The sequence below is a fragment of the Corynebacterium sp. HMSC036D03 genome (genome assembly GCF_001836185.1).
Lineage (GTDB): Bacteria > Actinomycetota > Actinomycetes > Mycobacteriales > Mycobacteriaceae > Corynebacterium > Corynebacterium simulans.
The window spans coordinates 210,662-222,027 of the sequence record NZ_KV827749.1 but is presented as its reverse complement, the minus strand read 5'-3'; the positions used below and the strand labels follow the sequence as shown (position 1 = coordinate 222,027).

Sequence of the window (11,366 nt, the reverse complement as noted above, 5' to 3'; positions counted from 1 at the left end):
CTTCGGGAGGGGATTTGCTCTCCCCCTAGATCATCACAGATCGGGTGAAAAAGCAACGAATACCACACTCTTTTGATTGACTTTCGGGCATAACCAGACAAGAATCAACAGGGAGCAGAAATCTGCGCTCGACCACCGTCCAGCTAGCTTTCTCCCAATATACGCAAACTGCGAAAGGGACGAGTCTCCACAATGATTCTCACACTGACCCCCAACCCCAGTATTGACGCCACCCTAAACCTCCAAGAAGCCATCAATCCGGGCGCAGTTCACCGCGCCAGCCAGGTTTCTCAGGTCGCAGGCGGCAAAGGCGTCAACGTCACGCACGCGGTGCACCTTGCCGGCGAGAAATCCGTCGCTCTTCTGCCCGCACGCAAGGGTGATCACTTCCTTACCTTGATGGAAGACGGCAACATTCCCTTCGATGCCGTATCTATGCCCGGTTCTGTCCGAACCAACACCACCATCACCGAGCCAGGTGGCCGCACCACCAAGGTCAACGGCCCGGGCCCTGAGCTCGACGAGACAGTCCAGTCTGCCATTGCCTCCTCGCTGGCCGCGCTTTCCATCGGCGCGGAATGGGTGGTGCTTGCGGGTTCCCTGCCCAAGGGCGTTCCCACGCATTGGTACGCCACGCTTGTCGACGCCATCCGCTCCGCCGCGCCCCAAGCACGCATCGCCGTCGACACTTCCGACGCCCCGATGGTCGCCCTTGCAGAGCGCCTCAACGAGTCCGCGCCGAATCTAATCAAGCCCAATGGGCTTGAGCTCGGCCAGCTCACCGATACTGACGGAACTGCACTCGAGGCGGCCGCGGAACAGGGCGACTACTCAGGCGTCGTCGAAGCCGCGCGCGTAGTGGTTGGCCGCGGCGTCGATGAGGTTCTCGTCACTTTGGGCGGTGCTGGCGCAGTTCTCGTTACTGCAGATGGCGCTTGGGCTGCTACCCCACCTCCCACGGCTGTCGCATCCACCGTCGGCGCGGGTGATTCCGCACTTGCGGGCTATATTTTGGCCCGCCGCGCAGGGAAGGACTTTGCGGAAGCTTTGCGCCAATCCGTGGCCTACGGTTCTGCCGCTGCGGCTCTGCCCGGCACCCAGCTACCAAAGCCTGCACAAGTCAATATCGCAGAAACCAAAGTTTTAACCCTATAACCGCGTTTAACTACAACTCTGATCATTAAAGGAGTGTCCTCATGGCATCCAATCTCATCACGACAGACTTGGTCGCGTTGGACGCCGATTTCGGCGACAGTGTCGAATCTGTCATCACAAACCTTGCCACCCTGGTGCACGAGACGGGGCGCGCGACCTCCGTCGAGGGTCTCGCCCAACCGGCCATCGACCGCGAGGCCAAGGCTGGCACCGGCGTGCCCGGAGGCGTTGCTATTCCACACTGCCGCTCTGAGGTCGTCACCGAGCCAACGCTGGCCTTCGCGCGACTTTCCCGCGGCGTCGATTTCTCCGGTCCTGACGGTGACGCCCACTTGGTCTTCCTCATCGCTGCCCCCGCCGGTGGCGGTAAGGCACACCTAAAGATCCTTTCCAAGTTGGCCCGCGCGCTGGTAAAGAAGGACTTCCTCGAGGCGCTGCGTACTGCGGCGACCAAGGAGGAAATCGTCAAGCTGGTGCTGGATGTGGTCAACGCGGAAAAGCCCAAGAAACCTGCGAATTCTGCTTCCGCGGCGTCATCTGCTTCCGCGGCATCAACTTCCGCCGCTACGGCGGCGTCCGCTACCGCAACACCAACTACCGAGAACGCAGCCACCAACATCGTGGCGGTCACCGCCTGCCCCACCGGCATCGCGCATACCTACATGGCTGCCGACGCCCTGGCCCAAACCGCGGCAGAGCGCACCGACATAAACCTCACCGTCGAGACCCAAGGCTCCTCGAATAACACCTCCGTCTCGCAATCGGTGATCGACGCCGCTGACGCCGTCATTTTCGCCACCGACGTCGGAGTGCGCGAACGTGAACGCTTCGCCGGCAAGCCCGTCATCGAATCCGGCGTCAAGCGCGCCATCAACGAGCCCGGCGTCATGCTCGATGAGGCCGTCGCCGCCGCCAAGAACCCGAATGCGCGGCGCGTGGCGGGAACGGCGGCATCGGAAAGCGCGTCCGGAAGCGCATCAGGCAGCGGAGAAGAAGGTGAAGCACTCGGCTGGGGCAAGCGCATCCAGCAGGCGATCATGACCGGCGTGTCCTACATGGTGCCTTTCGTGGCCGCGGGCGGCCTTTTGCTCGCCCTCGGCTTCCTCTTCGGCGGATACGACATGGCCAACGGTTGGCAGGCGATTTCCACCAACTACTCGTTGACCAACCTGCCCGGCCACCAAGTTGAGGTCGACGGCGAGATGATGAGCTTCGACCGCTCCGGCTTGCTGCTCTATATCGGTGCGGTGCTCTTTGCCATCGGCCAAGCAGCCATGGGCTTTATCGTTGCGGCACTGTCGGGCTATATCGCCTTCGCATTTGCCGGCCGCCCGGGAATCGCTCCTGGTTTCGCCGGCGGCGCCATCGCCGTCGCCCTCGGCGCGGGCTTCATCGGTGGCCTGGTCACTGGTCTTATCGCGGGACTCATCGCCATGTGGATCGGCAACTGGAAGGTCCCGCGCTGGATCGGTTCCCTGATGCCGGTTGTCATCATTCCGCTGCTGACCAGCCTTATCACAGGTCTGTTGATGTACCTGCTGCTCGGCGCTCCGCTGGCCGCAATTATGGAAGGCCTGCAGAACTGGCTTTCTTCCATGTCCGGCTCGTCCGCCGTGCTGCTGGGCATCATCCTCGGGCTGATGATGTGCTTCGACCTGGGCGGCCCCGTCAATAAGGCGGCCTATCTCTTTGCCACCGCCGGCCTTTCCACTGGTGACCAGGCCTCCATGGAGATCATGGCCGCCGTCATGGCCTCCGGCATGGTTCCGCCGATTGCGCTATCGATTGCGACCTTCCTGCGCAAGAACCTATTTACCCCGGCGGAGCAGGAAAACGGCAAGTCCGCGTGGCTACTCGGCCTCTCCTTCGTCTCGGAGGGCGCCATCCCATTCGCTGCCGCTGACCCGCTGCGCGTCATCCCGGCGATGATGCTCGGTGGCGCCACCACCGGTGCACTGTCGATGGCCCTGGGCGTCGGTTCGCGTGCCCCACACGGCGGCATCTTTGTCTTCTTCGCCATCGACCCGGCCTGGGCTTATGTCCTGGCTATCGCGGCGGGCGTCGTGGTTTCCGCGCTGGCGGTCATCGCGCTGAAGCAGTTCTGGCCGAACAAGACCGTCGAGGAAGCAGCCGCCAAGGCGGAGGCTGCCAAGGCCGCGGCATAACGCGTACACTTGTAGACACGAAATCTCACATAGTCGAAAGGACTTATCATCATGGCATCTAAGACCGTAAAGGTTGGCTCTTCCGTCGGACTGCACGCACGTCCTGCGTCCATCATCGCAGACGCTGCAGAGGCTTATGACGAAGACATTCTGCTGACCCTCGTCGGCAGCGATGACGACGAAGAGACCGACGCAGCTTCCTCCCTGATGATCATGGCCCTGGGCGCTGAGCAGGGTGACGAAGTTACCGTTACCTCCGAGAATGCAGAAGCAGTCGAGAAGATTGCCGCTCTCATCGAGCAGGACCTCGACGCTTCCTAGCGTTAGCGTTAAAAGACTCCCGAGCTTTAAAGCTTGGGAGTCTTTTTTAAGTTTTGGGCATGCCAAAGCACCCGCGCGTGGCGGGGGGCTCTAGCTCACCGGCGAAGCCCACGGCGGCAACCAGGTGATTTTTCCGCGAATGCGAGCTAGCTTTCCACGGGAAGTTTTCGGCGAACTTCCTGGCGGAGAGTCGTCATTTATTCCGTTGTGATACGCACAGCAGGTAACGAGGTTTCCGATGTTCGTATCGCCTCCCCTAGCCCAAGAGGTGAGGTGATGGACCTGCGCACTATCCGCCGGGTGATTACAGCCCGGCCACGCGCACGTGGGATTTTCGGCCGCGGCCAGCAGGCGCTGCTTTTCATTAGCAAACCGCTGCGTGCGATAAAGATTGACCGGCCCTTCATAAGGATGCACGAGGCTGACCAATCCATGCGCGGAAAGCACGCGGGAGACGAAATCCGCGCCAGAAATGCTCGCGCCGTTGGTCATGCGCAGCTGGATTTCCTCCCCGCCGCCTTGCGCGATTTCCACGAACTCGTCCAAAGTGATGACGACGTGGGAGCCCGCCACCGGCTTGTGCGCACCGGAAAAGAATCCCTCGTAAAAGGATTGGACGGGCGCTTCGGGTTTTAAGGCAGAGAAGATATCGGCAATCATGTCCTGCTTGCCGGTAACGGTCAGGGACCACAGCGCTTGGCGACGCCGCGTAATCCGCACCCCTTCCTGTGGTTCCCGCGGCTTGGCGTATTCTTTCGCCATCGCGCGGGCTTTTGCCTTCAGCTTGTCCGCGGGAAGGGTGCTGGTGCAGAGTGTTTCCCGTACTTTCCACTTATCGCGTTGGCGTGGAATACGGGAAATGTAGCCTTCGATCATCGTCAGCGTGGACAGGCTATGCGCTGAGCCCTGCGCGTTGCGCTGGCAGCGCAAAGAGGAGGTGGGGCCAAAATAGATGCCCGCCAGATAGATAAGCTCGCGGGCCTGTAAGTTCGACGCGCCGAGCTGCACGAGCTGTGCTTCGCTGCGCCCGTGGGCGCCGGCAAGAATGGCCATGCCTGGCGCCTGGGCTGCGAGGAAGTCTGCTAGTGCGTTCATGGTTTTTAAGCCTAAAAAGCCCTCACCAAGCCCCACAAGAGACAATTTTTGGCCTGTGGATAACTTCGCCAAATTCACCCCGAAAAGGGGCGAGATTGGTGACGTATCCCGTTTTAGTACTTGGCGCCCTTGCCCTCACCAAGGGTTTCGTAGAGCCACTTCGCCGCAGGGTAGACCACAATGACGCCGATGGAGCCCCAAGCGATGCCCTCGAGGGAAACGGAACCCACGTTCAGCGTTAGGTTGCCGATACCCGCAATCAACGCCACCGCAGCACAAGTCAGGTTCACCGGATTGTTGAAGTTGACCTTGTTATCCATCCAGATGCGGATGCCCAGCATGCCGATGAGGCCGTAAAGCACGAGAGTCGCTCCGCCCAGCACACCGGTGGGGATGGTGAAAATCAGGGCGCCGAACTTCGGGATGAAGGCCAAGCAGATGGCGAAGACCGCAGCCACCCAGTAGGCCGCCGTGGAGTACACGCGGGTCGCGGCCATAACGCCGATGTTCTCGGCATAAGTTGTGGTGCCGGAGCCGCCGAAGCCGCCGGCGATGGCGGTGCCGAGACCGTCGGCGATAAGCGCGTCGCCAGCTAGGTCATCGAGGTCGCGCTTCGTCATCTCAGACACGGCCTTAACGTGGCCGATGTTTTCTGCGATCAGCACCACCAGCACTGGCAGCGCCACGGCGATGGCGGAGAACTTAAACTCCGGCGAGTGGAACTGCGGGACGCCAATCCAGGCAGCATCGCGGATGGTCTGCGCGGTTCCTTCCGCTAGGTTTCCGGTAAGCGCCGCAAAGACCCAGCCCACGACAACGCCGATGAGGATGCCCAAGCGGGAGACCATGCCGCGCCCGCCCACGGTTGCAAGGACGATAGCAGCCAGGGTAATCGCCGCAACGAGCGGCTGGGTCTGGAAGTTTGTCGTGGCCGCCGGCGCCAAGTTCAGGCCGATGAGCGCCACGATGGAACCAGTCACGGCCGGCGGCATCACGGCATCCAAGACACGGCGCCCCGCGGCTTTCACCACGAAACCGACGGCCATCAACACTGCACCGGTCACCAAAATGGAACCGGACTGCGCGCTGATGCCATACTGCTGCGACGCCGTCAGCGGTGCGATGAAGGCAAAAGAAGAGCCCAGGTAGGAAGGCAGGCGATTGCGGGTAATCAACAGGAACAAAATAGTGCTGATGCCCGAGAACAGCAGCGTCGTATTAACCGGGAAACCGGTCAAGGTGGGAACCAGCAACGTAGCGCCAAACATAGCCACCACGTGCTGCATGCCGATGCCGATAGTGCGCCCCCAGCTCAAGCGTTCTTCGGGCGCTACTACCGCGCCAGGTGCAATATTCTTACCATCGCCGTGCAGGCGCCAACCAAAAGTACTCACGAGCTTTCATTATGGCCCACCAGCGGCGTTTTAGGAAACTTCTTCCGCAACGTACTCCGCCAATTCGTGGGCAATGGAGGCAGGCAGGCGGACGTCGACAAGCGTGCCCTCCCCTGTGTACTCCTCGCCCAAAACGGTGCCTTCGGCATGCACACGGGAGACAACATCGCCGCGAGTAAAAGGCACCAGCAAACGCACGTGCACATCACGGGAGTTGAGAAAGAGCTCAACGCGCGAGGTCAGCTCGTCAATGCCCTCGCCGGTGTGCGCGGATACGTAGACCACGTTCTCGCGGTCGAGCACGTGACGAATCTCAGCAAGCACAAGCGGATCGGCCTTATCGATCTTGTTGATGACGATAATCTCCGGCGGCGCCTGCTCGCCTGTTTCCTGCACGATGTCATAGATGACCTTATTGACAGCCTCGATCTGTTTCAACGGGAATGGGTCGGAGCCATCGACCACGTGCATCATTATATCGGCAGCCAAGACTTCCTCGAGGGTGGACTTGAAGGCCTCCACCAGCTGCGTGGGCAGGTGGCGCACGAAGCCGACGGTGTCGGTGAAGACGACTTGGCGGCCGTCGGCAAGCTCTGCGCGGCGGGTGGTTGGGTCAAGGGTGGCGAAAAGCGCATTTTCCACCAGCACGCCTGCGCCGGTCATCGCGTTGATGAGGGAAGACTTGCCCGCGTTGGTGTAGCCGGCGATGGCAATTTGCGCGATTGTCGACTCCTGACGCTTCGAGCGTTTGATATCACGTGCGGTTTTCATTCCGCGCAGCTCTTTACGCAGGCGCGCCATCTCGGAGCGGATGCGGCGACGGTCGGACTCAATCTTGGTCTCGCCGGGGCCGCGCAAGCCGACGCCGCCGTTAGAGCCCGCGCGGCCACCCGCCTGGCGCGAGAGGTTGCCGCCCCAGCCGCGGGTATGGGTATAGAGGTATTCCAGCTGTGCAAGCGAGACCTGCGCCTTACCCTCTTTGGACTTCGCGTGTTGGGCGAAGATATCCAGAATCAGCATGGTGCGGTCAATGACCTTGGTGTTGAGCTCGCGCTCTAGGGCGGAAAGCTGGCCGGGCTGCAGTTCGCCGTCGCAGATGACGGTGTCGGCGCCGGTGGCTTCGACGATTTCTTTGAGTTCCTGGACCTTGCCACGGCCGATGTAGGTGCCAGGGTCGGGCTTTTCGCGCTTTTGGTAAATCGCTTCCACGACTTCGGCGCCGGCGGTCTCGGTCAGCGCGGCAAGCTCGGCCATGGTGGCCTCTACTTCGGCGACGGTGCCTTCGGTCCATACGCCCACGAGTACGACCTGCTCGAGGCGCAGCTTGCGGTACTCCACCTCATAGCCGTCGGTGGTGTCCTCAGCGCGGATGGTGGTGGAAACGCGGCGAAAGGCATTGCGCTCGGCTAGGTCGAGGTCGCCCGTGGTGGGCTGGAATTCCTCACCAAAAGCCTGCGCGAGAAGTTCTTCGTGATTTTCGTTCATGTTGCTTTTATTCTTGCACGTCGCAGGCTTAAAACCCCAATTTTTAGTAGCTAAAGCCCGCGGAGATACAATAGCCACTATGACCGAAACTTCCCCCGCCTCCACTGCCAATACTGAGATGCAGGCAATTGGCCTGAACTTTGTGCGTTGGCAAGACGCCGTTGAGGCAGCCATTTCCACCAACCAGCTCACCGTCACCGGCGAGATCCGCGACGGTCAGCTCATCCAATTCGCGGACCCGTCCGGAGCGCAGATCAATATTCTCGCGGTCGAGCCTTTTGCCACCTACATCGGTTTCGATTCCGTGACGCAGGGCTTTGCGCATGTGTCCATGGTCAACGACGTGCTGGCTTTCATGGAAATCCTGGACCCATTCGGCACCGTTCTCGCACAGGCCACCGCTAACCTCGCGCAGGGTCCGCTGCTGGCAGACGAAGAAACCCAGCCGTGGCAGCAGGTAGGCCTTAGCGTCATGGGCTTCGGCGTGAAACGCTATGCCTCCGCCGCAGACTACGAGGCGGAGTTTGATACTTACCCGGCGGCCTTCGAGTCTGAAGGCGCAGAGATTGTCGCGAAGGGTTCCGGCGCAGCGGCGCCTACCCCGGGCTGCCGATTCGCCGCCCGCGTGATGGAATCCGAGTGGCGCGAAAACCAGCTTACCGGCGAAAAGTTCATGCACCTGGTCATGGACGGCGTCTTCCCGTTCGACCTCTGCTTACCGGCCAGCTTCGGTAAGCTTCCCGCCAAGGATGAAGTTCTGGCTGGAACTGGTATGCTGACGGCTTCAATCGAAATGCCCACCGGCGGCTGCGGCTCCGACGGCGGCTGCTCCTGCGGTTCTGGCGGATGCCACTAAATAAAACGAAGAAGGGCCAGGTATGGACTCGACAGGGCGACATATGCTCGCCGTCACCCTCGCGGTGGTGGCAGCCGTTGCGCTCATCGTGACCCTGAAACTGCCTGGCCTTTTCATTGCGCTCTTGGTGGCAGGCGCCATATGGCTTTTCGCCTCTGCACGTCCCGACGCCTCCGAGCACGCCGCCCTGCGCACCTCCATCGATCTTTCCGCGGACGATATCCGCGACGTGATCGCTGAATTCGACGCCTTCTGCAATTCGCAAAATACCGATGCCATTGCAGACCGCACTTTGCACCGCCCCGCGCTGCTGGATCTGGATTGCACGGATCCCACCATCGAGGCCTTCCGCTACGAATTAAACGGTGCCAAGCGATTTTTAAGCCGCTTGGACATCCGCGTATACCGCACAGACATCGAAACCGACGAGCTGGAATCCCTCTTAAGGGTTACCGATGACCGCGCCACCGAGCTGCGCGAGACCTGGCTCGCCGCCCGCCGCGCGGCCCTTTCCCTCGGCACGCACTACAAAGACTAAAGCGCGGTCTCGCCAGTTGCCACGATGCGCGAAGGGCCGGTAAGACGCGAGTCTTCGTCGAAGATCTCCACTTCCACCGTGCCGCCGGGAACATGGACGCTGACGGTGCCGGTGCCGTAGCCGGCGTCGGCAAGCGCGGCGCATGCGGCCGCCACGGTGCCGGTGCCGCAAGAGCGGGTCTCTCCGACGCCGCGTTCGAAGACACGCATGGAAACGGCGCCTTCAGCAAGCTGAGTCAGCACCTCAACGTTGACTCCCTCGGGAAAGAAGGACTCATCGAAAGTCGGCTGCTCGAAGGTCATCTCGGCCAGGCCTTCTGCCGAAAGCCCCGGGATGACCGCTGCCAGGTGCGGATTGCCCACGTCGACACCGAGGCCCGCAAAGCTCTCGCCTGCCATCGACGCCGTGGAAACTCCGGTTACCCGCGCAGCACCCATCTCCACGCTAACCTGCGCCTCGAACTCATCGAAGGAATGCACCGTCACCGTTTTCGCACCGGCACGGGTGCCGACGGTGAAGGTATCGGCCTGCACCAAGCCGCGGGAGCGCACCCAGTGGGCAAAGACGCGAGTGCCGTTGCCACACATTTCGGCGACGGAACCATCGGCGTTGCGGTAGTCCATGAACCAATCCTCGTCCGCGATGCCGTCTGCGAGCGGCTCCCTCAGCGCTCCCGCGCGGACCACGCGCAGCAGGCCATCGCCGCCGATTCCGGCGCGGCGATCGCACAGGCGCTGCACGCGCTCGGGGCTAAGCTCTAGCTGGCCGTCATGGTCTTCGATAATGACGAAATCGTTTTCCGTACCGTGTCCCTTGGCAAATTTCATGCCTCAATAATACGCAGCGCCTGCCCACGAGTATCGGCGGCCGCATCCAGCCAGTTGATGCGCTTGTCGCGGTTAAACCAAGAGCGTTGGCGGCGCACGTAGCGCCGCGTTCCGGTAATCGTGCGCTCTATGGCTTCGTCCCAGGTCAGCTCTCCTCGCTGAGCTTGGAATACCTGCGCATAGCCGATGGCGCGGCCGGCAGTGGAATCTTCTACGAGGCCTTGTGTTTGCAGGCGCTCGACCTCCGTTACGAGCCCGCGTTCGAACATGCGTCGGCTGCGCAGCTCGATGCGCGGGTTGAGCCAATCTGCTTGCGTGCGCAGGCCCAGCAGCAGCATGTTCCAGCGCGGCGGCGCGTCCTTCGGCGGCTGGCTGGCCTTGAAGGGTTTGCCGGTTAGCTCGATGACCTCCAGCGCACGGACGGTGCGCCGCGGGTCTTTGTCCTCGATGATGGCGGCCGCGGCCGGATCTACTTCTGCAAGCTCCGCGTGCAGCTTATCGACGCCGATTTCCACCCTCCGCTGCTCATACTTCGCGCGAACTGCAGGGTCGGTGGGTGGAAACTGCCAGTCGTCGACGAGCGCTTGGACATAGAGCATCGAGCCACCCACGAGGATGGGCGTTTTGCCGCGGGCCATGATCGCCTCGACGTCGGCAATGGCGTCTGCCTGATAGCGCGCGACGGAGGCCTTCTCCGTGACTTCCCAGACGTCAAGCTGGTGGTGCGGGATGCCCTCGCGTTCTTCCAACGTGAGCTTCGCCGTGCCGATGTCCATGCCGCGGTAGAGCTGCATGGAATCGACGTTGACAACCTCGCCGTCTAGCTCATGCGCGAGCTGCACGCCCAAGTCACTTTTACCCGAACCCGTAGGCCCTACGACTGCGATTGGTCTTAGCATTGCCACCCCGCCACGTATCGTCCAACGCCCAGCGTCGAATCCGCCGCGCGCAGTTCCGCTTTTACCGGCCGCAGCGCCGCGAGCTCTGCCCACAGAGCAGTCTCTTCGACGCCGGCGGCACGCAGCTTTTCTTCATCGCAGCTTTCGTCCGCGCCCGCTAGCAGGGATTCGCACCACCGGGCGGCCGCAGGGGCGGCGTCGATAAGCGCGAGCGGCGCGCGTTGGGTAAGCCCGGCACTGCCGTCTATGCACACGATGGTGAGAACGCCCGCGCGCGGGGTGCCAAGGTGCTCGCGGACCTCACCCACGCGATAATCCGGACCGCCTGCAAGCATGTAGCGCGCCATAAGCTCCGGCAGGTAATTGCCCTCGCCCAGCTGCACGCTCGGGGCGCCCCACGCGCGCAGGGATCCTGTATGTGCCGTATGCCAGCGTGCATCCCTGGAGCCAACGATGTCTAACACCAGCTCCTCATTGGCCGACGCGTATTCGCGGACTAGCTGCCGAGCTGCGCCTAATAGCGCGCGGCTAGGGGCATCTGCGGGAGATAATTCCTCCGCCAAGGCCGGCGAGGAAGGCATAATCAAAAGATTTAACATTGCTCACTCATCCTAATGCAGGAGAAGGTACT

11 protein-coding genes are annotated in these 11,366 nt (G+C 61.7%); 5 read left to right on the top strand and 6 right to left on the bottom strand.

The genetic code is table 11. From position 1 onward, the window contains the following. Positions 1 to 192 precede the first annotated feature (192 nt). From HMPREF2692_RS10695 to HMPREF2692_RS10685, 3 genes are read left to right on the top strand one after another with little or no spacing between them, the layout of a single operon-like run. On the top strand, positions 193 to 1,155 hold the full coding sequence (locus HMPREF2692_RS10695) for a 1-phosphofructokinase family hexose kinase (protein ID WP_070823586.1): 963 nt from the start codon (positions 193 to 195) through the stop codon (positions 1,153 to 1,155). A gap of 41 nt (positions 1,156 to 1,196) precedes the next feature. Then, positions 1,197 to 3,320 carry a PTS fructose transporter subunit IIABC gene (locus HMPREF2692_RS10690; protein WP_070823584.1) on the top strand — a complete coding sequence of 708 codons (2,124 nt, stop codon included), beginning with the start codon at positions 1,197 to 1,199 and terminating at the stop codon, positions 3,318 to 3,320. 51 nt (positions 3,321 to 3,371) lie between these two features. Then, a complete protein-coding gene (locus tag HMPREF2692_RS10685) occupies positions 3,372 to 3,641 on the top strand; it encodes an HPr family phosphocarrier protein (RefSeq protein ID WP_061923017.1) in 270 nt (89 codons plus the stop codon). A gap of 90 nt (positions 3,642 to 3,731) precedes the next feature. On the opposite strand, the gene HMPREF2692_RS10680 is transcribed toward HMPREF2692_RS10685, so the two are convergent. The 3 genes from HMPREF2692_RS10680 to hflX all read right to left on the bottom strand — a co-directional run bounded on the left by HMPREF2692_RS10680 (position 3,732) and on the right by hflX (position 7,615). Beyond that, positions 3,732 to 4,736, bottom strand: coding sequence for an HNH endonuclease signature motif containing protein (locus HMPREF2692_RS10680; RefSeq protein WP_070823582.1), 1,005 nt, complete (start codon positions 4,734 to 4,736; stop codon positions 3,732 to 3,734). Positions 4,737 to 4,849: 113 nt separating this feature from the next. Next, entirely contained in the window at positions 4,850 to 6,130 is a 1,281-nt protein-coding gene (locus tag HMPREF2692_RS10675) for a uracil-xanthine permease family protein (protein ID WP_070823580.1), read from the bottom strand. Positions 6,131 to 6,160: 30 nt separating this feature from the next. Further along, a complete protein-coding gene (gene hflX / locus HMPREF2692_RS10670; RefSeq protein ID WP_070823578.1) occupies positions 6,161 to 7,615 on the bottom strand; it encodes a GTPase HflX in 1,455 nt (484 codons plus the stop codon). A 79-nt stretch (positions 7,616 to 7,694) separates the two neighbouring features. Between hflX and HMPREF2692_RS10665 the strand changes: the two genes are divergently transcribed. Both HMPREF2692_RS10665 and HMPREF2692_RS10660 read left to right on the top strand, forming a co-directional pair. Next, positions 7,695 to 8,471: a hypothetical protein gene (locus tag HMPREF2692_RS10665; protein WP_062038631.1), complete on the top strand. Its 777-nt coding sequence runs from the start codon at positions 7,695 to 7,697 to the stop codon at positions 8,469 to 8,471. 22 nt (positions 8,472 to 8,493) lie between these two features. Next, a complete protein-coding gene (locus HMPREF2692_RS10660; RefSeq protein WP_061923031.1) occupies positions 8,494 to 9,009 on the top strand; it encodes a hypothetical protein in 516 nt (171 codons plus the stop codon). On the opposite strand, the gene dapF is transcribed toward HMPREF2692_RS10660, so the two are convergent. From dapF to HMPREF2692_RS10645, 3 genes are read right to left on the bottom strand one after another with little or no spacing between them, the layout of a single operon-like run. Beyond that, entirely contained in the window at positions 9,006 to 9,836 is an 831-nt protein-coding gene (dapF, locus tag HMPREF2692_RS10655; RefSeq protein WP_061923034.1) for a diaminopimelate epimerase, read from the bottom strand. The genes HMPREF2692_RS10660 and dapF overlap by 4 nt on opposite strands. Continuing rightward, complete coding sequence (gene miaA, locus HMPREF2692_RS10650) at positions 9,833 to 10,735, bottom strand: tRNA (adenosine(37)-N6)-dimethylallyltransferase MiaA (protein ID WP_070823577.1); 903 nt, start codon at positions 10,733 to 10,735, stop codon at positions 9,833 to 9,835. Before miaA ends, dapF begins: the two co-directional genes overlap by 4 nt. Continuing rightward, positions 10,729 to 11,334 (bottom strand): hypothetical protein, encoded by a 606-nt coding sequence (locus tag HMPREF2692_RS10645; RefSeq protein ID WP_062044145.1) that lies wholly within the window; start codon positions 11,332 to 11,334, stop codon positions 10,729 to 10,731. The genes miaA and HMPREF2692_RS10645 overlap by 7 nt, the downstream gene beginning before the upstream one ends. Positions 11,335 to 11,366 lie beyond the last annotated feature (32 nt).